Raw genomic sequence first — 20,162 nt, 5'->3', positions numbered from 1 at the left:
CCTGTCGGTTTTCTGGTGGCGAGCGGGCTCAGTCGCCTGTAATGAATACAGCCCTGAAATCATTGACGTTAGTGAGTGTCGGGCCGGTCACCAGGCTGTCGCCCAGCGACTCGAAGAAGTGGTGAGCGTCGTTGTCGTCCAGCGCTTGACGTGGGTTGATGCCTTGCTGCCAGCCACGAGCGAGCGTGTCGGGAGTGATGAAGGCACCGGCGATCTCCTCCTGCCCGTCGACACCGTCGGTATCTCCGGCCAGAGCATGGATGCCGGGTCGAGCGTCGAGTGCCAGTGCGAGCGAAAGGAGGAATTCGACGTTGCGTCCGCCACGCCCCTGGCCGCGCACGGTCACCGTGGTTTCACCACCCGACAGCAGCACGCACGGCGGCGCGAACGGCTCGGCCCACTTCGCCACCTGTAGCGCGATGCCGGCCATGACCTTGCCGACATCGCGGGCCTCGCCTTCGATCGCGTCACCGAGGATGTGGCAGTCGACGCCAGCCGTACGTGCGACCTGGGCAGCGTGCTCCAGAGCCAGCCGAGGTGTGGCGACGAGTCGGGTCGTGAGCTGGGAGAGGCGGGGGTCGTCGGGCTTGATCGACTCGCCTTCGCCGCTCTCAAGCAGTGCGCGTGCCGCAGGCGGCAGATCGATGCGGTAGCGGCGAACGATCTCGAGTGCGTCCGCGCATGTGCTTGGGTCGCCGACCGTCGGTCCGGAGGCGATGTCGGTCGGATCGTCGCCCGGTACGTCGGAGATCAGCAGGTTGACGACCCGCGCGGGATGGCACGCTGCGGCGAGTCGTCCGCCCTTGATCGCCGAGAGGTGACGCCGCACGCAGTTCATCTCCGAAATCGTTGCACCCGATCGCAACAGCGCACGGTTGATGTCCTGTTTGTCCTCCAGCGTCAGCGCCCCGGCCGGCAACGGCAGGAGCGCGGATCCGCCACCGGAGATCAGGCAGATCACCAGATCCTCCTCGCCGAGGCAAGATACCTTTTCCAGGATCCGCCTTGCCGCCTCGAGCCCCGCGGCGTCCGGCACCGGATGTGCGGCTTCGATGATCTCGATGCGTTCGCACGGTACCGCATAGCCGTAGCGGGTGACGACCAGCCCTTCCAACCGGCCGGACCAGTGGTGCTCAAGCGCCTGCGCCATGGCGGCTGAAGCCTTGCCTCCGCCGATGACGACCGTGCGGCCGCGCGGCGGCTCGGGCAGGTGCGGCGGGATGCAGTATTCCGGTTGCGCGGACTCGACGGCAGCCGAGAACATCGCAGCCAGGAGTTCGCGCGGTGCTTGTGCCATCACTGCGCGCCCGAGCTTGTGTGTCGACGGGTGAACCAGCCCAGACCGCCGGTCGTCGTCGCTGCCGGGCGGTACTCGCAGCCGATCCACCCCTGATAGCCCAGGCGGTCGATGAAGTCGAACAGGAAGTCGTAGTTGATCTCGCCGGTTCCGGGTTCGTGGCGCCCTGGCGTATCCGCCATCTGCATGTGAGCGATGCGGGGCAGCAATCGCGCGATGGTGTTGGCCAGTTCGCCTTCCATGCGCTGGGCGTGATAGATGTCATACTGAATGTAGAGGTTTGGGGCATTGACCTCGTCGACAATCTCCTCCGCCTGATTGCTGCGGTTGAGGAAGAAGCCCGGCATGTCGAAAGTGTTGATCGGCTCGATCAGCAGCCGCAAGTCCGCTCGCTCGAGTTCGGCCGCCGCGAAACGCAGGTTGCTCACAAAAGTGGCGTGGGCCTGCGCCTCGCTCACATGCGTCGGCCGGATACCCGCCAGGCAGTTGAGTTGCCCGCAACCGAGGGCCTGGGCGTATTCGATGCCCCTGGCTACTCCGTTGCGAAACTCATCGACGCGGTCCGGGTGGCAGGCGATGCCGCGTTCGCCAGCGTCCCAGTTGCCCGGCGGCAGATTGTGCAATACCAGCTTCAGGCCCGAGCGCTCGAGCCGCTCGGCGATCTGCTCGGCCGGCCAGGCGTAGGGGAACAGGAACTCGACCGCTTCGAACCCGGCCTCGGCAGCGGCTGCGAAGCGATCGAGAAAGTCGAGCTCGTTGAACAATAGGGTCAGGTTGGCGGCGAATCTGGGCATGCCGGTCTTCCTTTGCTGGCTCCTGGGTTTGGATGCGTGACTTTGGCCGAAACGAAAACGGCCGGCTATCCGGGTGTACCCCCGGTTGCCGGCCGCGCGAAGGGCGTATGCCTCAAAGGATGGGCAGTTCCTCCTTCTCGCCCTGTTCATAGACGACGTTTGCGCGACCGACCAGCAGAGGGTCGATTGGCCCGATCTGGTCCAGGCTCTTGTTCGTATAAGGCAGCTTGTGAAGCACGTAACGCATGGCGTTCAGGCGCGCGCGCTTCTTGCAGTCCGATTTCACCACCGTCCAGGGTGCGTCTGCGGTGTCAGAGTAAAAGAACATCGCCTCCTTGGCCTTGGTGTACTCGTCCCACTTGTCCAGCGAGGCGACGTCGATGGGTGACAGCTTCCACTGCTTCAGCGGGTGAGCTTCACGCTCCTTGAAGCGACGGCGCTGCTCGCTGCGACTGACCGAGAACCAGAACTTGATCAGGTGGATGCCGCTGCGCACGAGGTTTCGCTCGAACTCGGGCGCCTGGCGCATGAACTCGTTGTACTCGTCTGCGGAGCAGAAACCCATGACGCGCTCGACCCCGGCCCGGTTGTACCAGGAACGGTCAAACAGCACGATCTCGCCAGCCGAGGGCAGGTGTTGAATGTAGCGCTGGAAGTACCACTGACCGCGTTCGGTCTCGGTGGGTTTCTCCAGCGCGATGACCCGCGCGCCGCGAGGGTTGACGTGCTCCATGAAGCGCTTGATCGTGCCGCCCTTGCCCGCGGCGTCACGGCCTTCGAACAGGATTACGACGCGCTGCCCGGTCTCCTTGACCCACTTCTGAAGCTTCAGCAGTTCGACCTGGAGTCGATACTTCTGCTTCTCGTAGTTCTTGCGGGTCATCAGGTTGCGGTAGGGGTAGCCTCCGGTGCGCCAATTGTCGGACAGCTCGTCGTCGGCCTTGACGCCGGTCTTCACCGTGGCGGCGAGCTCCTCCTGAAACAGGGTCTTGCGAAGCGTGGCCAGATCATCCGGCGACATGCCCTGCACGATGGCATCGAGATGGGCTGCGAGATCGTTGATGTCTTTCTTGCCTGCGACGATGATATCGTTCAGCGCGACCTCCTTCGAACCGGTCGCACCCTCGACGGCCTGAGCTATTTCGAAGTCCTCGATGCCCTGCGGCGACTGATCCGGTGAGACATCGCCACGCTCGGCCCGGCGCGGGCTACGTTTGCTGGCGGAAGCGGTGGCTGGCTTCTTCTTGTTGCCGGTAGTGGTCTTGTTTGCGGTGTCCCTGGCTGCCATGCGCTTCCCCCTTGATGTTAACCAGAATAAATTCTACGCCTTCGCGCCCGGCCTTTCCGATTCCAACTTTGACTGAAGTCAATTGTTGTTCAGATTGAATTAGACTTGACCCCATGTTGAAGCTCTCGCGTCTGATTCAGCCCCGCAACCCATTGTTCTGGCTGATGCTGGTCCTGAATCTGCTGTCTTCCTTCCTCTCGTGGATATTGCACACGCGCGAGCTCGCCACCGCGCCGATGCTGGTGGTGGCTCTGTTTGCGTTGAGCAATGCAGTGCTCGGCATCTGGCTCGCGATCCGCCTGATGCGTGAGCCCATGCCTGGCGAGAGATCTTAGTCTCAGTCGAGACCGGCGTGCGCCTTGGCGCGCATGCGGGCGCCGACGTAGTCGGCGTGGGAGATGTAGAGCAGTGCCGCGACCTTGCGCATCAAGTGGTTCTCGTGGGCGCTGACCGTGCCGTCCGCGTGTGCGATGCGCCACATGTACTCGATGATCCGGATCTTCTGTTCGCGCGAGAAGCCGCGGTTGATTCGGCTGGTGAAGCGATGGTAGTCGTTGGCGTCCTCGGCCGTGCGCTCGGCCAGCTCGAGCAGGCGCTCGACCTCGTCCTCTTCGAGAGAGAACTTTTCACGCAGCGCGGCGAGGGTCGCCTGCCGCTCGCGATCATCGGTTTCCGGGTCGGAGCGCATGACTTCGACCAGCATCACCGCGGTGGCCAGTTGCAGCGCGTGCTCCCGCTCTTCGGGAGAGCTGGTTTCGGCAGGGGCGCCGATCGCTTCGAAAAGATCTCTCAGATTGCGCAGCATGGGTTCAAGGTGTTGGACTGAATGCTCAGTAGAGTGCGTTTATGGAGACTGCGTTCCACCGTTGAGAGGGCTCGCATACGGTTCCTGGTTCCTGGCTGGCGGGACCGTCACTCCGGCTCGCCGATCTCAAGCGCGACGTCTCCAACACCCTCGACATATCCTCTCAAGCGATCACCCGGTACAAGCGCACCGACGCCCTCAGGGGTGCCGGTATAGATCAGGTCGCCCGCTTGCAGGTGATAGAAACTGGAAAGATCCGAAATCAGTTCAGGAATGCTCCAGATCAGCATGGAGATGTCCGACTGTTGCCGGGTCGTTCCATTGACTTCGAGCGTGATTGCACCTTTTGTCATGACGGTTTCGCTCGGTACGATTTCCGAGCAGACCGCAGCATTCTCGAAATTCTTGGCAAGATCCCAGGGCTTTCCGGCCTCACGCGCCTGAAGTTGCAGATCGCGTCGCGTCAGGTCGAGTCCTGCAGCGTAGCCGTACAGCATTGCGCTTGCCTCGGTTTCGGAGACTCGGAAACCCGGCCTGCCTATGGCGAGCACCAGCTCCATTTCGTAGTGCAGGTTGGCCGTGCCTGGTGGGTAAGGGATACGTGATCCAGACGCCACGATGCTGCCGGCGTCCTTGAAGAAATAGAATGGCCTCATCGTGCGCTTGTCCACCGGGGCGCCCATTTCCGCCGCGTGGCCGAGATAGTTCCGCCCGACGCAGAAAATCCGCCTGATGGGCATTCGCCGGTCGCTACCAATGACTGGCAGCGAGGGCGTCGGCGACGGATTCCAGAGATAGCAGTCATCGTTCATTTTGGTGTCCGATTTGTTCGGCGTGCCACCAGCATCGACTGGAGGCGGCGACACGCGCGCCCAGGTTCAAGATAGGTGAGTCTAGCAGCCTGTCGGACTTGAGACTGATCTGCTGCGCCAGTGGGAGAAGCGGCCCATATTCGCCCGTCTTTTCGTTCCATAGAACCACTATGCGCCTCAAAAACGGGCGAATCTGGCCTCGCTTTTCCACTCGGCTCGCGACGATCGCTCAAGCCCGACAGGCTGCTAGCCGTTCGCGTCCGCTGTAATCACCCCGCGCCGGATCTGGTCGCGTTCGATGGATTCGAACAAGGCCTTGAAGTTGCCCTCTCCGAAACCCTCGTCGCCCTTGCGTTGGATGAACTCGAAGAAAACCGGTCCCAGCAGGGTGCCGGAGAAGATCTGCAGCAGCAGGCGCGGTGTGTCGCCCTCGGTGTTGCCGTCAAGCAGGATGCCGCGCGACTGCAGTTCGTCCACCGGCTGGCCGTGGCCGGGCAGCCGTGCCTCGAGCATTTCGTAGTAGGTCGCCGGTGGCGCGGTCATGAAGGGCAGGCCGGCACGCTTGAGGGCGTCCCAAGAGGCGAGGATGTCGTCGGTGTACAAGGCGATGTGCTGGATGCCTTCGCCGTTGTACTGCATCAGGAACTCTTCGATCTGGCCGGTCTTGCCGGATGCCTCTTCGTTGAGCGGGATGCGGATCTTGCCGTCGGGTGCAGTCATCGCCTTGGAGGTGAGACCGGTGTACTCGCCCTTGATGTCGAAATAGCGCAGTTCGCGGAAGTTGAACAGCTTCTCGTAGAAACCGGCCCAGTAGGCCATGCGGCCGCGATAGACGTTGTGGGTGAGGTGGTCGATGTACTTCAAGCCATGACCTGCGGGGCGGCGGTCGACACCTTCGAAAAAGTGAAAGTCGATGTCGTAGATGGACTGGCCGTCCTCGAAACGGTCGATGAGGTAGAGCGGGGCGCCACCGATGCCCTTGATCGCGGGCAAGCGCAGCTCCATCGGGCCGGTGGGGATGTCCACCGGCTGGGCACCGAGCTCGAGCGCGCGCTTGTAGGCGAGGTGGGCGTCCTTCACACGAAAAGCCATGCCGCAGGCCGAGGGGCCGTGTTCGGCTGCGAAGTAGGCGCCGACGCTGCGCGGTTCGTTGTTGAGGATGAAGTTGATCTCGCCCTGGCGGTAAAGGCTGACATCCTTGGAGCGGTGGCGCGCCACCTGCGTGAAGCCGAGCATCTCGAACACCGGTTCGAGGGTGCCGGGGGAGGGTGAGGCGAACTCGACGAACTCGAAGCCCATCAAGCCCATGGGATTGTCGAATAGATCTGGCATGTTTTGTATCTCCTGTCTTCGGCCACGCGCAGGCCGGCTCGGGCGGCCGTGAAAGGGGTGGCGATGGTGTCTGTCTGGCGAGGCGCTCCGCAAGCGACTCGGGCCGGGTGGGGAGGTTTCAGGCGCGTGGGGGAGCGCCCGGCAAGCCGCGAATGCTGCGGGCCAGATGGTCACCGATGAAGATCAGGAAGCCGGGTTGCATGGTGTCTCCTCGCGTGTCGGCGACATGGTCCGACATCTTTCGGGTGGCGGGGCGACGGCTTGTCTGGGCCCCTGCCGCGCGATCATTCTCTCATGATTGATCGCGCGTCTGTGTGTCCGTTCGGGGGGTGGGGCCAGCGGTTTCATCCACTTCGCGGATGACCTCTCCCTCAATGACCAGGCCGCCCGGTGGGTTGTCGCGCATGGTCTTGCGCACCGCGCGGGTCTTCCACCAGAGATAGCCCCATGCGACGGCGCCGGCGGTGAGCGCGGCCGCGAACAACACGACGGAGAACATCAGTACGACCGAGAAGAACACGATGGCGACGATGACTGCGCCTGCCTTCTGGACCCAGGTAGGTTTGGCCGCGGCGTCGCGACGCACTGCACGAAAGAGATGTTGGAAGCGGGGGTCGTTGTGAATCATGATGAATCCGGGTCGCTGAATGGTCGCATGGTGACATGAGACGCCGCGCGGGTGAAAAAAATCCCCGCGCGCAGTGCGACGTCCTGCAGATGGGAAGCGGGGAAGTCCGGTCAGGCCAATGCGGGGTAGTCGGTGTAGCCTTGTTCGCCGCCACCGTAATAGGTTTTTCGATCGCCCTCGTTGAGTGGGGCGTTTTCCCGAAGGCGACGGACGAGATCGGGGTTGGCGATGAAGGGTTTGCCGAAGGCGACCAGGTCTGCACGGCCTTCGCTGACGGCGGCTTCGGCCATGGTCTTGTCGTAGCCGTTATTGACCATCCAGGCGCCTTCGCCGCCTGCGGCGTGGTAAGCCGCCCGCAATGCGTTGTAGTCGAACGGCGAGTCACCCTGAGCATGGTCCCGGGCGCCACCGGTTGCGCCTTCGACGACATGAATGTAGGCGAGGGGGTAGCGCGCGAGCATGCGCACGACATGTTCGAAGAGCGGCTGTGGCTCGGAGTCCGCCGCATCATTGGATGGCGTGACTGGCGAAATGCGCACACCGGTGCGGCCCGGGCCGGTTTCGGCGACGATGGTTTCGATGACCTCTTCGAGCAAGCGGGCGCGGTTGGCGATGCTACCGCCGTATGCGTCGGTACGTTTGTTGCTGCCCGAACGCAGGAACTGGTCGATCAGATAGCCGTTGGCCGAGTGCAGTTCGACGCCGTCGAAGCCGACGTTCATCGCCGCCCGTGCCGCCTTGCGATAGTCCTCCACGATCCCGGGCAACTCCTCGATCGCGAGGGCTCGTGGCTCCGATGTGTCGACAAACCGCCCCTGGCCGTTTTCATCCACGACGTAGGTCTTGGCCGCTGCCCGAATTGCGGAGGGGGCGACCGGGGCGGCGCCTCCAGGTTGCAGCGAGGCATGCGAGATACGTCCGACATGCCAAAGCTGGGTGACGATGATGCCCCCGGCGGCATGCACTGCTGCGGTGACCTGACGCCATCCTTCGAGTTGTTCGGGCGCGTAGAGCCCGGGCACGTCCGAGTAGCCCTGTGCTTGCTGGCTGATTGCCGTTGCCTCGGTGATGATGAGGCCGGCGCTTGCGCGCTGGGCGTAGTAGGTTGCGGTGATCGGTGCCGGAATCGCGCCAGGTGAGCGGTTGCGCGTGAGCGGTGCCATGACGATACGGTTGGAGAGGCGTAGCTTGCCGGCAATGACCGGCTCGAAAAGTGATGGGGTCATGGTGATTTGCATTCGCGCGCGTGTCGCGGCAAGCGATGGTCGTGCGACGCCGCGCTTCCGAAAAGGATCAAGTGTAGTCGCTGATGATCTTGCCGAGCAGTTCGAACGCCTGTTCTTCGCTGAGTTTTTCCGACTGGGAAAGCTTGATGATCGTTTTGGCGAGGGCTTCCGCGATGGGGCCGATCTGGCCGACAGGCTTGTTGAACAGCGGGTTGAGTTGCTTGCCGCTCGTGGTAGCGCGGCCTTTGGCGGCGAGCGCTGCCAGAATGAAAGGGTCGGTGCCGGTCTGTCCGGCGCGAGCCGCGGCTTCGCGTGCGGCCACGGCGTCTTCGGGGAAACCGCCCAACTTGCGCCAGGTTTCGTTGGAAACCTCGTCCGGCTCATGCGGCGTGTCCATCCAACCGCGAGGCAGAGACAGCGCATCTTCGATGGCGATCGAAAAAGGATCGGAAACCGGCTTTCTGGCCGAGGTCATCAGACTGATGCGGCTGCTGTTCATGCCGGCCAGCGAGGCCAGAACCTGCTTGGAGCCCCGCGTGGCGGTGAGCATTTGAAGGTTTGCACGACGGATCTCGCCGGTCTGTGCATCGACGCGGGGCCGAGCCTGACGGAGCGGTGTTTCGGTATTACTCATTTTGGTTACCTCCGAAGACAGCGTTCTGGCGTCACCGTCTTGGGCCGTATGACTTCAGGAATCGTTCAAAAGACTCGTGATCTCTGACCTGTTCGAAGAGAGACGACTGTTCAAAGCTGAACCGCTTGCGCTGTCAGGGGGTGCCGGATCGATACGATCCCACGCCCCGGGCAATCAGCACGTGACGACGCCGACCCGGCGCTGAACGCCAATCAATCTCTTTAATAAATCAGTTTACGCCAAATGCGACACGCATGTTCGCTTGTTGGTTCATTTCTTCAAAAGTCGGTCAGTTCGAAGTGTTGGGCAAGGGTTACCGTGAAACACCGCAAGGCGTTGGCGAGCGCGACAACCTCTTCGCGAACGCATTCGTCCGCGTGGCCCGCATCCAGCGAGCGACGCAGCCGCTTGCATTCGGCCAGCAAGCGCGGTGCACCCAGGGTCGCCGCACTCCCCTCCAGAACGTGGGCCAGCGTGCGCAAACCCAGTCGGTCGGGGTTGCCGATGAAACGCTCCAGCATCGCCAGCCGCTCTGCCGCCAGAAGACAGAACTGGTGTGCGATCGTCTCCTGGGCGATGCGATTACACCCGACGTAGGTTTCCAGCTGGGTTTGGTCGAATTCGCGTGGGTCGGTCTTGCATGGAGGTATGGCGCTCTCCTTGCGCCCGGCTTCGGGCTTGCCCAGCTCCAGTTCAAGCATGTGCTGCAGGGTCTTGAGCTGGATGGGTTTTGAGAACCAGCGCACGTTCTCCAGATCACCGATGCGTCTGTGTGCCTCGTCGGCATCCGAGCTGATGACGATGATCGGCAGGCTGCTGAGCTCGGGCTTGCTCTTGACGATGGCAAGAAAGCCGGCGCCATCGAAACGGGGCATCGTGAGGTCGAGCAGGACGAGACGCGGCGTGCGCTCGAGCATGCGCCCCAGTGCGGCGTACCCGTCGGTGCACTCGACGAGCTCGTAGGAGCGATGGTGCGCTGAGAGCAAGTGACGATAGAGGCGCAGGAAGATGGGATCGTCTTCGATCACGAGAATGCGGTCGAGGCGGTTCTGGTTGCTGCGTTTCTTCTCGAGCGGCTGCATGCTGGTCCTGCCTTGAATGGATGCTCGTGGACGGATGGTGCGGGGCGTGTTCGATTGTCCTGCACTGAAATCATCCCACGGGCTGTGGCGGGCGAGTGACAACTATCTCACGATGGCCTGAGGGTTCCCGCGTGAAGGCTTTTGGCGCTCCAGATCGATTGCTGGTGCGCTTGACCTCCAACTATATGCGCGGATTCGCGCGGTCGATAGACCTCACCAAACGCGGTGAAGCAGTCATCCGCGATTGCACGCGGATGTGTTGCGATCCTCACGCCTCAGGCTGAGCGGGCGCGAGGTCGGCCAGGATGGGGCAGTCCGGTCGGGTGTCGCCGTGGCAATGCGCGACGAGCCGGGCCAGAGTGGCGCGCATGGCCTGAAGCTGGTCGATCTTGCTATCCAGCGTCGCGATGTGGTTGGCCGCAATCTGGCGCACGTCGGCGCTGGCGCGATCGCGGTCCTGCCACAGTGCGAGCAGGTCGGCGATGTCGTCGGCCGAGAACCCGAGATCCCGGGCGCGGCGGATGAAGCGCAGGGTGTGGATGTCCGACTCGGAGTAGGCGCGATAGCCGGCCGCGGTGCGCTCTGCCGGCCGAATCAGGCCCCGCGACTCGTAGTAGCGGATCATCTTTGCCGACACGCCGGAGGCTTGCGCTGCCTTGCCGATGTTCATGTTGTTGCTCCTTGTCTGGCCGCGGCGCTGCCGGCCGGCATCACCGCGTCGGCGGAGAAGCGCCGCAGGCGCAGCGCATTGCCGAGCACGAAGACGCTCGACAGCGACATCGCCGCTGCCGCGAACACCGGTGACAGCAACAGGCCGGCTGATGCGTAGAACACCCCGGCCGCCAGCGGGATCAGTGCGCTGTTGTAGGCGAAGGCCCAGAAGAGGTTCTGACGGATGTTGCGAATCGTCGCCCGTGACAGCGCCACCGCGCGCGGCACGCCGGCGAGGTCGCCGGACATCAGCACGACATCCGCGCTCTCGATCGCCACATCCGTGCCGGTGCCGATGGCAATGCCGACATCGGCATGGGCGAGTGCGGGCGCGTCGTTGATGCCGTCTCCGACGAAGGCGATACGACGGGCGCCTGCCTGCAGCTTTTGCAGGGCCTCGACCTTGCCTTCCGGGAGCACCTCGGCGATGACTTCGTCGATTCCGGCCTGGCGGGCGATCGCCTTTGCGGTGCGGGCATTGTCACCGGTGATCATCGCCACTTTGAGGCCCATCGCATGCAGTGCCGCGACAGCCTGCGCTGAGGTCGGCTTGAGCGGGTCGGCGACCGCGACAGTGGCCGCGAGCTTGCCGTCGATCGCGACATTAAGCGGGGTCTTGCCGGCCTCGGCCAGGCGCTGGGCCTCGGCTGCGAGCGGCGCAATGTCGACACCAAGGCGGGTCATGAAGCGCGCGGCGCCCACGGCCACCGTGTGTCCGGCCACCTCGGCCGAGGCGCCGAATCCGGCAACCGACTCGAAGCCTTCGGCGGCGGGGATGGCAAGCCCCTCTGCCTCGGCGGCGTCGACCAGCGCCTGCGCGATCGGATGCTCGGACTGACGTTCCACCGCGGCGACCAGCGCCAGTACCTCCTCGCGTTCGAACCCGTTGATGGTGACCAGGTCGGTGAGCTGCGGCCGACCCTGTGTGAGTGTGCCGGTCTTGTCGAGCGCGACGAGATCTGTATCGCGCAGCAACTGCAGCGCGTCACCCTTGCGGAACAGCACCCCCATCGCCGCTGCACGTCCGGTGGCGACCATGATCGAGGTCGGCGTGGCGAGCCCCATCGCACACGGGCAGGCCACGATCAGCACCGCAACCGCATTGACCAGCGCGAAGGTCAGTGCCGGCGCGGGGCCGAAGGCGAGCCAGACGAGAAAGGTCAGCACCGCGACGGCCATGACGACGGGTACGAACACCATTGTCACCTTGTCCACCATGGCCTGGATCGGCAGCTTGGCGCCCTGGGCCGCTTCGACCATGCGGATGATCTGCGCCAGCACCGTGTCGGCACCGACCTTGGTGGCGCGGAACACGAAGGCGCCACGGGTATTGAGCGTGCCACCGACCACCTCGTCGCCGGCAGCTTTGCGCACCGGTAGCGGCTCGCCGGTGATCATCGACTCGTCGACGAAGGATTCGCCTTCGACTACTTCGCCATCGACCGGGATCTTTTCTCCCGGTCGGACCTGCACCTGGTCACCGGCGACGACTTCCTCGATCGCGACATCGAGCGTGGCGCCGTCCCGGATCACTCGCGCGGTGCGCGGCTGGATGCGCATCAGCCGCCGAATCGCCTCGCTGGTGCGTCCGCGTGCGCGCGCTTCGAGCAGGCGGCCGACCAGAATCAGAGTGACGATGACCGCCGCGGCCTCGAAATACACATTCACCGTACCCTCCGGTAACACGCCCGGTGCGAGCAGCGCGACCATGGAGTAGGACCATGCCGAGCCGGTGCCGATGGCGACCAGCGCGTTCATGTCCGGGGCTCCCCGCAGCAGCGCAGGTACGCCCTTGCGGAAGAAGCGCAGCCCCGGGCCGAACAGCACTGCGGTGGCGAGCACCGCCTGCAGCCACCAGCTTTCGTGATGGCCGATGTGGGTCATGACCCAGTCGTGCATGCCTGGGATCATGTGCGAGCCCATCTCCAGCACGAACACCGGCAGGGTCAGCGCCAGCGCCAGCCAGACTGCGCGCTGAAGCGCGCGTTCCTCGGCCTCGCTGCGGCTTTCGCGTGTGTCTGCGCTTGTGGCGTCCGCCGGCCTGGCGCCGAAACCGGCGCGCTTGACCGCACTCAGCAGCGCCGGCAACGGGGTGCCGGAGACTGTCTTGAGGTGGGCACGATTGGCCGCGAGGTTGACGTTGGCTTCGAGAACACCCGGCACGCGGAGCAAGACCTTCTCGACCCGCCCGACGCAGGCGGCGCAGGTCATGCCCTCGATGTCCAGCGTCGTCTCGTCGGTCGCCACCTCGTAGCCGGCCTGATGCACCGCCGCCGCCAGTGCGTCGAATCCGACCTTTGGCGAGGCGGTGACGCTGGCGGTTTCGCTCGCGAGGTTCACGCTCGCCGATTCGACGCCTTCGACGCGCAGCAAGGCCTTTTCGACATGTGCCACGCAGGAGGCGCAGTTCATGCCGCGCACATGCAGCGTGCGCACTGCGTTGGCCGGGGCCGGGCTGTTCATGGTGGTACTCCGGGGATGATCGTGAGTTGAACTCTAAACCTTGACCCTGTTGGAAGGTCAAGCGTTCAATTTGTCCCGACGTGTAAAGCTTGAAGCGGATGTCGACTCGTCGGGTTCAACCCTTCACGCATATGATTTGCTTCAGGGTGTGCACCACCTCAGTGAGATCCGACTGGTTGGCCATGACGGTGTCGATGTCCTTGTATGCGCTCGGGATCTCATCAACCACACTCTTGTCCTTGCGACAGATCACGCCTTCGGTTTCGCGCACGAGATCGGCTGCGTCGAAGCGCTTCGTGGCTGCGGTCCGGCTCATGCGCCGGCCGGCACCGTGGGCGCTGGAGCAGAAGCTCTCCGGGTTGCCCTTGCCGCGCACGATGTAGCTGCGCGCGCCCATGCTGCCCGGGATGATTCCGGGCTCGCCCTTGCGTGCGCGGATTGCCCCCTTGCGCGTGACCCAGACGTCGGCGCCGAAATGGTGCTCCAGCTCGACGTAGTTGTGATGGCAATTGACCACCTCGGTGGTGACGTCGAAACGCGGCAGGTGTCGAGCCAGCGCTGCCAGCACCAGTTGCAGCATGCATGCTCGGTTTTGTCGCGCGTACTCCTGCGCCCAGTGCACCGCCTCCACGTAGTCGGCGAAGTGGGGGTTGCCCTCGGGAAAATACGCCAGGTCGCGGTCTGGGAGCTGGATCGCCTGGCGCTCCATGTCATTCCGCGCGAGCTGGATGAAGTACTCGGCAATTGCGTTGCCGACGCCTCGGCTGCCGGAATGCAGCATCACCCACACCCGGTTCGCTTCATCGAGGCAGATCTCGATGAAATGATTGCCCCCGCCGAGCGTGCCCATCTGGTTCATCCACTTGGAGTGACGGCCCAAGCGCTTCAACAGTTGCGGGTGGCGAGCGAGCAGTGTTCGCAGTCCGGCTTCGAACGGGCGGACCGCCTCCACTGCCACCTTGTCGTCGGGGTGCTGTTCTCGGCCCACCGGCACGTCGCGGGAGATCTGATCGAACACCCGACGCAAGGCCTTGTCGTCCAGGTCGGCAGCGGTCAGGGACAGTCGTGTGGCCACCATGCCGCAACCGATGTCCACACCGACGGCCGCCGGTATGATGGCCTTGCGCGTGGCGATGACCGAGCCGATCGTCGCGCCGATGCCCAGATGCACGTCCGGCATCGCAGCGACATGGTGATGGATGAAGGGCAGACTTGCGACGTTGGCCAGCTGTGCGAGCGAGCCTTCGTCCACGTCGTCGGTCCAGATCTTGACCGGGACGTGTCGACCCTGGATGGTTTTTCGAATCGGCATGCTGAGCGTGGGACTTCAGGTCAGCCCGAGAGCTTCGGGCGTTTGCCGGGCTGTCCGGCGCGCGGGACGGAACTGGCGAGTATCGGCATAGTATGCCTCTTGCTTGTTGTCCGGTGTGACGCCGGGGACGCCCATCAGCGGCAGCGGCGAGAAGTCGCGAGGATCGAGCAGGTCGCCGCGGCGCTCGAACTCGGTCGCGAGCCACTCGTCCGCCTCGGTCTGTTGCATCTCCGGAGTGAGGTCGAACCAGGCCGGCGACACGACCCGGTACAAGGCCTTTGCGCAGAGCCCGAAGAACGGCGCTCGCAACTGATCCCAGCTTGCGTGGCCGAGCACCATGAAGCGGGTGGTGCCGGCGAGCTGCGGACGCCGAGTCCAGAACGCCTCGTGCCAGGCGTGATCGGCCAGAGCGGCTGCGATGGCCGGCTCGCTCGTTACCACCAGCACGCCGCATTCGTCGAACTGGGTCATGGCATCACGTTGTCGGCCGCGACCGGTCAGGTTGGCGACCTCGCGCGCGGCGATGGTGCGCAGATGCAGCGCGTTGCACATAGCCTTGCTGCGCGGCCACACGCGCCAGGCCAGTGCGTTGAAGTAGTCATGCCAGTTCTGCGGGCGCGTCGGCACCTCGCCGGTGGCGTCGATATGGGCCTCGTAGCCGACTTCGCTGGAGAGCTGCGGTCCGAAGCGAACCGGCAGACCAGCCCGGGTGCGCAGTTCGGGCGCATGAAGGCGAACCAGTGCGTTCAGCTCGTCGAGATCGGCCGGCAGTTCAAAGTCGCTTTGCGCCATCAGTGTGAGGATCGGGTCGAACAGGGCGTGCTGGAGCCAGGCGGGTGGCGGGAGAAGTGCTGGGCTCATGACATTCTGTTGATGCAGCAATCAGACACACGGGATGAGGTCACACGCGCTTGCTCACCCTTGAACCGGAGAGGGCCTGCTGAAACGACTCCGCTCGACATTGGTGCTGGCAGTCAATCTGCCAGTTCTTCGAAGAATAGTGCGCTTCACGCGCTGCGTTCAAGTGCGTGTTGGCGCCACCCCGGGAGCGCAGCTTGTTCGCCCGACAGCGAAGCGCTGTAATGATCATTTGGCTGACAAGGGGTCGAACCACATGGCTGCGCGGCGCTCTGATTCGACATGACTCTGGAAACCCTCATTCTCGACAGCGAGCCTCTGATCCGGCTCGGTTTCTTCATTGGCGTCTTCGCTGCAGTGGCGCTCTGGGAGGTGCTCGCGCCGCGTCGGGCGTTGACACTTGGGCGCACAGTGCGCTGGGCGTCGAACCTCGGCATTGTCGCGCTCAATACGCTCATCGTCAGGCTGCTGTTTCCCGCGGCCGCGGTCGGCGTCGCGGCCTTCTGTGCGGCCCATGGCTGGGGCGTGTTCAACCTGATCGATCTGCCGCTGTGGATGGCGATCCTGCTGGCAGTGGTGGCGATGGATTTCGTGATCTGGCTGCAGCACGTCATGGTCCACGCGGTTCCGCTGCTCTGGCGGCTGCACCGGGTGCACCATGCGGATCTGGACTACGACGTCACTACTGGCGCACGCTTTCATCCGCTTGAGATCGTGCTGTCGATGCTGATCAAGTTCGCGACCATCGTGGTGCTCGGTCCACCGGTGGTCGCTGTCGTGATCTTCGAGGTGTTGCTCAACGCGACCTCGATGTTCAACCATGGCAACGTCCGCCTGCCCGCAGCGGCGGACCGCGTGCTGCGATTGTTCGTCGTGACGCCCGACATGCATCGAGTACATCACTCGGTGTATGAAGTCGAAACCAACTCCAACTACGGCTTCTGCCTGCCCTGGTGGGACAGGTTGTTCGGGACCTATCGCGCGCAGCCGAGGGATGGCCACGTCGGCATGCTCATCGGCCTCACCGAGTTTCGCGACGCGCGCCAGGCAGACCGGCTCGCCGGCATGCTGGCGATGCCGTTTCGGGACACGCCTTCGGCCCATGTCATCAACCGCCGGGACAAGGTGGGCCCCGAAGATAGGGGGCGCCAGGATGCAGGCTGACCCGGGGAGCGGACAGCATGGTCACGTTCAGCCTGTGTGTTTCTTATTCCAGGTCATTTACTCGCACTCGTGGAAGGCTCAGCATTCACACGCCGGTTTCCGCCCGTCGTGTGGCGGAGCCGATCTTTCTGTAAACGCTTTTGGGTGAATTCATGACCAGTATCCAGATCTTTGCTGACTTCAATGCCGCCGCTTCCGCCGATGCCGGAGCAGCCGTGATCGACCAGGTTCGCGAACAGGGGAAGGCGATTGATTGCTTCGACCTCACGCAGCAAGCTGCTGCATTCGAGCAGAACCCCACCGTAGCCGGTTTTCTTGCGCGAAACGGCAAGTCGGCGCTACCGTTGGTGCTGGTGGATGGCGAAGTCTCGCTGGCGGGTCGCTACCCGACGGAGCAGGAGTTCGAGCGCTGGCTTGGTGCCGCGGCGACGCTCCAGCCGGTGAAAAAGCAGAGCGATTGCTGCGGTGGGTGTTGCTGAACACGCAGCACGGGCATCTTCAAGATGCGGGCGACTCAAACGCACGAGCGCCCGCGACCATTGAGTCGGAAGCGTTTCACGATGAAGACCGCAGGCGCCGGGACCGAGACCTTCGGCAGTAATCAAGCGCAGTCGTCACGCAGGGAGGCGAAGCCGCCGCTGGTCTACTCCTGTTCCGGCTGTTCGAATGCGGCGCAGTTGGCCAACCATGTCGCGCTCGCGCTCGATGAAGCGGGGCTGGCCGAGATGTCGTGCATTGCCGGCGTAGGTGGCAAGGTACCCACGCTGTTGCGCGTCGCGCATTCCGGTCGTCCAATACTGGCGCTTGATGGTTGCGTGCTCGCCTGCGTAAAGGAGACGCTTGCGCAGGAGGGCATCACCCCGGCACAGCATATTCGGCTCGACCTGATGGGTATCAGGAAGCTCAAGAAGACCCGCTTCGATCCCGATCAGGCGACCGAGGTGTTCGCCCGCGTGTGCGCCGAGCTGAGCGCGATCAGCGCGCCCAAGCCCGACAAAGCCTGATTGTCGGCAAGCCGCGGCTGCGGCTGGACCATCGCACCGCGCCGATGAATCGACCGGCACACAGACGCCCGAGCGCGGCTCAGGTGTTGCGGTTGCTTGCGTCGCACCAGGCCCGGAATTCGGCCGCAGCGACCGGTTTGCTGAACAGGAAGCCCTGAGCCATGTCGCACCCGCCGTCGGTGAGAATCTCCAGCTGGGCCTGGGTTTCGATGCCTTCCACGACGACTTTCTGTCCCAGACTGTGGGCCAGCGAGATGATGGCGCGGGTGATCGCGGCATCGGTCGGCTTGCGCTCGACGTCGCGCACGAACAACCGGTCCATCTTGAGCTCGTCGATGGGGAAACGTTTCAGATAGGCCAGCGACGAATAGCCGGTGCCGAAATCGTCGAGCGCAAGTCCCAAGCCGAGATCGCGCAGGCGCGCAAGTACCGCTATGCCGAACTCGCTCTCGTCCATCAGCACGCTTTCGGTCAGCTCGAGGTTGAGCGAGGTGGCAGGCATGCCGGTTTCCGAGAGGATGCCGGAGATCAGCGATACGAGATTCGGGTCGCGAAACTGGCGTGCGGACAAGTTGACCTTGATTCTCGGAAGCTCGAACCCCTGTTTCGCCCACGACTGGCGCTGCCGGCAGGCTTCGCGCAACACCCAGGCGCCGATCGGCAGGATCAGGCCGGTCTCCTCGGCAAGTGGAATGAAATCGGCCGGCGACACCAACCCGAGGTCCGGGTGCTGCCAGCGCAGCAACGCCTCGGCCGCGACTACCTTGCCGCTGGCGATGTCGACCACCGGCTGGTAGTGCAGCACCAGCTCTTCGCGTTCGAGCGCGTGGTGCAGAGCGGCCTCCAGCGCCAGGTGCTCCAGCGAACGGGCGTTCATCGCCGTCTGATACATCTGGAAGCTGTTGCGACCCTCGTCCTTGGCCCGATACATTGCGGTGTCGGCGTTCTTGATCAGCACCGTCGCATCCGCACCGTCCTCCGGATACACGCTGATGCCGATGCTGGTGGTGATGACAAGCTCGCGTCCGTCGATCACTACGGGTTCACGCAGCGCTTCGATGATCTTCGACGCAACTTGCGCAGGTGCATCTTCATGCTTCACATCGCCAAGCACGATGATGAACTCGTCACCACCCATTCGCGCGACCGTATCGTCCTCGCGCAGACAGTGCCGCAAGCGTTGGGCGATTTCCATCAGCACCTGGTCGCCGACCTCGTGGCCCAGCGTGTCGTTGATCCGCTTGAATCGATCGAGATCGACGAACATCACTGCCACCCGCGTTTGGCTGCGGTGCGCATGCGCGAGGGCGACCTGCAGACGGTCCTCGAGCAGCCGCCGGTTGGGGAGGCTGGTCAGCGGGTCGTAGTAGGCGAGATTGCGAATCTGCTCTTCACTGTCCTTGATCTGGCTGATGTCGCTGAACAACGCCGCATAATTGGTCAGGCGCCCGTGGCGGTCATGTATGGCGGTGATGGCCAGCATTGAGGGGTAGAGTTCGCCGCTCTTTCGCCGATTCCAGATCTCGCCCTGCCAGTACCCGCAAGTATCGATCGATTGCCACATCGCACGATAGAAGCTTGCGTCGTGGCGCCCGGACTTGAACGCCCCCGGCGAGCGTCCGCGCACTTCTTCGAATGTGAACCCGGTCAGTCGCGTGAAAGCGGGGTTCACCGATACGATGCGCAAGGCTTCGTCCGTGATCAGAATGCCTTCGAGCGATGACTCGATGACCTTCTCGGCAAGGCGCAGATCGCGCTGCGACGCATTGAGTTCGGCATCCCGCGCCCGCAGCGCCTCCTGCAGCTCGCGCACGTAGGCGAGCTCCATGCCGGTGAGGATGTCGCTGAAACTGATCAGGTCCGCGAGGGCGCCGGATTCGTCCACCACCCCGATGTGGCGGATGCCTCGGTCGGCGAGCAGACAGCGAACCCGGTAGAGGCTGGTTCTGACGTCTACCGTGAGCAGCGGACGACTGGCAACCTCCCCAACGCTTCGTGCGGCGCTGCGCGCGGCGATCAGCCGGGTGACATCGCGCTCCGTCAGGATTCCGAATCCGCCTTCCGGGTAGGTGACTGCCACCGCGTCGCACCCCTTGTCGCGCATCAGCCGGGTGGCATCCGACAAGTTGCTGTCACTCGACAAAGGGGTGAAACCGCTCTTGACGATCGCACTGACACTCTTGAGCTTCAAGTAGTGTTCGATGCCCTGATTCAGCACGACATCGGTCTGCGAGACGATGCCGCGGCGGCGGCCTTCCTCGTCCACGACGAGATAGTGGCGGACGTGGTCGTCACGAAAGCGAACTGCGAGTTCGCGGATGTTCAGGTCTTGCGGGATGGATTTGACCGGGGCGCTCATCACCTCGCGAATCGGTCGATTCAGGGAATCCTCCAGACCGAGATCGAGCATCAGCGCGTCGCGTTCGGTCCAGATACCCAGTACCGAGTCGCACTCGACCACCAGGATCGAGCTCACATGCGCCTCGCTCATCCGTCTGGCGGCTTCGCAGACCTCGGTGTCTGGCCCACATTCGAGAATGAAGGGGCGCACAACCTCGCCGACCGATATGTCGTCCGAGATCAGGTCGGACAGCGCGACACAGCCGAGCAAGCACTGGGAAGCCTGCTCGCTGGCTGGTGAAGGGTCCCGCTCAGTCAGACAGACTTCGGTTTCCGCGGGTTTGTTCATGTTGCGCTCTCTTTGCTGCCTTGTGGCATCGCTTCGGGCGATATCGTCGGTCCGGGCGAGGCG

Annotated in this window: 19 protein-coding genes; 4 read left to right on the top strand and 15 right to left on the bottom strand. The window is 63.6% G+C overall.

Annotated elements, in window-relative coordinates; genetic code table 11:
- Positions 1–28 precede the first annotated feature (28 nt).
- The 3 genes from GPA21_RS05185 to ppk2 all read right to left on the bottom strand — a co-directional run bounded on the left by GPA21_RS05185 (position 29) and on the right by ppk2 (position 3,379).
- Positions 29–1,297 (bottom strand): glycerate kinase type-2 family protein, encoded by a 1,269-nt coding sequence (locus GPA21_RS05185; RefSeq protein ID WP_168987153.1) that lies wholly within the window; start codon positions 1,295–1,297, stop codon positions 29–31.
- Complete coding sequence (gene hyi / locus GPA21_RS05180) at positions 1,297–2,091, bottom strand: hydroxypyruvate isomerase (RefSeq protein WP_168987152.1); 795 nt, start codon at positions 2,089–2,091, stop codon at positions 1,297–1,299. The genes GPA21_RS05185 and hyi overlap by 1 nt, the downstream gene beginning before the upstream one ends.
- 112 nt (positions 2,092–2,203) lie before the next feature.
- Complete coding sequence (gene ppk2 / locus GPA21_RS05175; protein WP_168987151.1) at positions 2,204–3,379, bottom strand: polyphosphate kinase 2; 1,176 nt, start codon at positions 3,377–3,379, stop codon at positions 2,204–2,206.
- Between the two features lie 113 nt (positions 3,380–3,492).
- Between ppk2 and GPA21_RS05170 the strand changes: the two genes are divergently transcribed.
- Positions 3,493–3,714, top strand: coding sequence for a hypothetical protein (locus GPA21_RS05170; RefSeq protein WP_168987150.1), 222 nt, complete (start codon positions 3,493–3,495; stop codon positions 3,712–3,714).
- 2 nt (positions 3,715–3,716) lie between these two features.
- On the opposite strand, the gene GPA21_RS05165 is transcribed toward GPA21_RS05170, so the two are convergent.
- From GPA21_RS05165 to GPA21_RS05115, 11 genes are all read right to left on the bottom strand, one after another.
- The gene (locus tag GPA21_RS05165; protein ID WP_168987149.1) at positions 3,717–4,184 is read right to left on the bottom strand and encodes a tellurite resistance TerB family protein; all 468 of its coding nucleotides are present in this window, start codon (positions 4,182–4,184) and stop codon (positions 3,717–3,719) included.
- A 107-nt stretch (positions 4,185–4,291) separates the two neighbouring features.
- On the bottom strand, positions 4,292–4,996 hold the full coding sequence (locus tag GPA21_RS05160; RefSeq protein ID WP_168987148.1) for a fumarylacetoacetate hydrolase family protein: 705 nt from the start codon (positions 4,994–4,996) through the stop codon (positions 4,292–4,294).
- Between the two features lie 246 nt (positions 4,997–5,242).
- Positions 5,243–6,328: a 4-hydroxyphenylpyruvate dioxygenase gene (gene hppD / locus GPA21_RS05155; protein WP_168987147.1), complete on the bottom strand. Its 1,086-nt coding sequence runs from the start codon at positions 6,326–6,328 to the stop codon at positions 5,243–5,245.
- A 292-nt stretch (positions 6,329–6,620) separates the two neighbouring features.
- The gene (locus tag GPA21_RS05150; RefSeq protein ID WP_211163424.1) at positions 6,621–6,956 is read right to left on the bottom strand and encodes a hypothetical protein; all 336 of its coding nucleotides are present in this window, start codon (positions 6,954–6,956) and stop codon (positions 6,621–6,623) included.
- A gap of 110 nt (positions 6,957–7,066) precedes the next feature.
- Positions 7,067–8,182, bottom strand: coding sequence for an alkene reductase (locus GPA21_RS05145; protein WP_168987146.1), 1,116 nt, complete (start codon positions 8,180–8,182; stop codon positions 7,067–7,069).
- Between the two features lie 67 nt (positions 8,183–8,249).
- The gene (locus GPA21_RS05140) at positions 8,250–8,816 is read right to left on the bottom strand and encodes a hypothetical protein (protein WP_168987145.1); all 567 of its coding nucleotides are present in this window, start codon (positions 8,814–8,816) and stop codon (positions 8,250–8,252) included.
- A gap of 278 nt (positions 8,817–9,094) precedes the next feature.
- Entirely contained in the window at positions 9,095–9,898 is an 804-nt protein-coding gene (locus GPA21_RS05135; RefSeq protein WP_168987144.1) for a response regulator, read from the bottom strand.
- Between the two features lie 268 nt (positions 9,899–10,166).
- A complete protein-coding gene (gene cueR, locus GPA21_RS05130; protein ID WP_168987143.1) occupies positions 10,167–10,568 on the bottom strand; it encodes a Cu(I)-responsive transcriptional regulator in 402 nt (133 codons plus the stop codon).
- Entirely contained in the window at positions 10,565–13,072 is a 2,508-nt protein-coding gene (locus tag GPA21_RS05125; protein WP_168987142.1) for a heavy metal translocating P-type ATPase, read from the bottom strand. The genes cueR and GPA21_RS05125 overlap by 4 nt, the downstream gene beginning before the upstream one ends.
- Before the next feature lie 115 nt (positions 13,073–13,187).
- Positions 13,188–14,384, bottom strand: coding sequence for an RtcB family protein (locus GPA21_RS05120; RefSeq protein ID WP_168987141.1), 1,197 nt, complete (start codon positions 14,382–14,384; stop codon positions 13,188–13,190).
- Between the two features lie 15 nt (positions 14,385–14,399).
- On the bottom strand, positions 14,400–15,245 hold the full coding sequence (locus GPA21_RS05115; RefSeq protein WP_168987140.1) for a DUF3025 domain-containing protein: 846 nt from the start codon (positions 15,243–15,245) through the stop codon (positions 14,400–14,402).
- A gap of 279 nt (positions 15,246–15,524) precedes the next feature.
- Here GPA21_RS05115 and GPA21_RS05110 point away from each other — a divergent pair, with 279 nt between their 5' ends.
- From GPA21_RS05110 to GPA21_RS05100, 3 genes are all read left to right on the top strand, one after another.
- Positions 15,525–16,406, top strand: coding sequence for a sterol desaturase family protein (locus GPA21_RS05110; RefSeq protein WP_168987139.1), 882 nt, complete (start codon positions 15,525–15,527; stop codon positions 16,404–16,406).
- A 152-nt stretch (positions 16,407–16,558) separates the two neighbouring features.
- A complete protein-coding gene (locus tag GPA21_RS05105; protein WP_168987138.1) occupies positions 16,559–16,885 on the top strand; it encodes an arsenic metallochaperone ArsD family protein in 327 nt (108 codons plus the stop codon).
- 81 nt (positions 16,886–16,966) lie between these two features.
- Positions 16,967–17,410, top strand: coding sequence for a putative zinc-binding protein (locus GPA21_RS05100; RefSeq protein WP_168987137.1), 444 nt, complete (start codon positions 16,967–16,969; stop codon positions 17,408–17,410).
- A 79-nt stretch (positions 17,411–17,489) separates the two neighbouring features.
- Here the strand turns inward: GPA21_RS05100 and GPA21_RS05095 are convergent, their stop codons facing one another.
- Positions 17,490–20,099: an EAL domain-containing protein gene (locus GPA21_RS05095; protein WP_168987136.1), complete on the bottom strand. Its 2,610-nt coding sequence runs from the start codon at positions 20,097–20,099 to the stop codon at positions 17,490–17,492.
- Positions 20,100–20,162 lie beyond the last annotated feature (63 nt).

This window comes from Azoarcus taiwanensis (genome assembly GCF_012910885.1).
Classification (GTDB): Bacteria; Pseudomonadota; Gammaproteobacteria; order Burkholderiales; family Rhodocyclaceae; genus Azoarcus_F; species Azoarcus_F taiwanensis.
The sequence above is the reverse complement of the archived record's forward strand: the minus strand, read 5'-3'. Positions and strand labels throughout refer to the sequence as shown.

Bases quoted from the DNA above. Each gene is read 5' to 3' on its own strand.
- GPA21_RS05185 (WP_168987153.1), bottom strand. From the start codon at position 1,297: ATGGCACAAGCACCGCGCGAACTCCTGGCTGCGATGTTCTCGGCTGCC.
- hyi (WP_168987152.1), bottom strand. From the start codon at position 2,091: ATGCCCAGATTCGCCGCCAACCTGACCCTATTGTTCAACGAGCTCGAC.
- ppk2 (WP_168987151.1), bottom strand. From the start codon at position 3,379: ATGGCAGCCAGGGACACCGCAAACAAGACCACTACCGGCAACAAGAAG.
- GPA21_RS05170 (WP_168987150.1), top strand. From the start codon at position 3,493: ATGTTGAAGCTCTCGCGTCTGATTCAGCCCCGCAACCCATTGTTCTGG.
- GPA21_RS05165 (WP_168987149.1), bottom strand. From the start codon at position 4,184: ATGCTGCGCAATCTGAGAGATCTTTTCGAAGCGATCGGCGCCCCTGCC.
- GPA21_RS05160 (WP_168987148.1), bottom strand. From the start codon at position 4,996: ATGAACGATGACTGCTATCTCTGGAATCCGTCGCCGACGCCCTCGCTG.
- hppD (WP_168987147.1), bottom strand. From the start codon at position 6,328: ATGCCAGATCTATTCGACAATCCCATGGGCTTGATGGGCTTCGAGTTC.
- GPA21_RS05150 (WP_211163424.1), bottom strand. From the start codon at position 6,956: ATGATTCACAACGACCCCCGCTTCCAACATCTCTTTCGTGCAGTGCGT.
- GPA21_RS05145 (WP_168987146.1), bottom strand. From the start codon at position 8,182: ATGACCCCATCACTTTTCGAGCCGGTCATTGCCGGCAAGCTACGCCTC.
- GPA21_RS05140 (WP_168987145.1), bottom strand. From the start codon at position 8,816: ATGAGTAATACCGAAACACCGCTCCGTCAGGCTCGGCCCCGCGTCGAT.
- GPA21_RS05135 (WP_168987144.1), bottom strand. From the start codon at position 9,898: ATGCAGCCGCTCGAGAAGAAACGCAGCAACCAGAACCGCCTCGACCGC.
- cueR (WP_168987143.1), bottom strand. From the start codon at position 10,568: ATGAACATCGGCAAGGCAGCGCAAGCCTCCGGCGTGTCGGCAAAGATG.
- GPA21_RS05125 (WP_168987142.1), bottom strand. From the start codon at position 13,072: ATGAACAGCCCGGCCCCGGCCAACGCAGTGCGCACGCTGCATGTGCGC.
- GPA21_RS05120 (WP_168987141.1), bottom strand. From the start codon at position 14,384: ATGCCGATTCGAAAAACCATCCAGGGTCGACACGTCCCGGTCAAGATC.
- GPA21_RS05115 (WP_168987140.1), bottom strand. From the start codon at position 15,245: ATGAGCCCAGCACTTCTCCCGCCACCCGCCTGGCTCCAGCACGCCCTG.
- GPA21_RS05110 (WP_168987139.1), top strand. From the start codon at position 15,525: ATGACTCTGGAAACCCTCATTCTCGACAGCGAGCCTCTGATCCGGCTC.
- GPA21_RS05105 (WP_168987138.1), top strand. From the start codon at position 16,559: ATGACCAGTATCCAGATCTTTGCTGACTTCAATGCCGCCGCTTCCGCC.
- GPA21_RS05100 (WP_168987137.1), top strand. From the start codon at position 16,967: ATGAAGACCGCAGGCGCCGGGACCGAGACCTTCGGCAGTAATCAAGCG.
- GPA21_RS05095 (WP_168987136.1), bottom strand. From the start codon at position 20,099: ATGAACAAACCCGCGGAAACCGAAGTCTGTCTGACTGAGCGGGACCCT.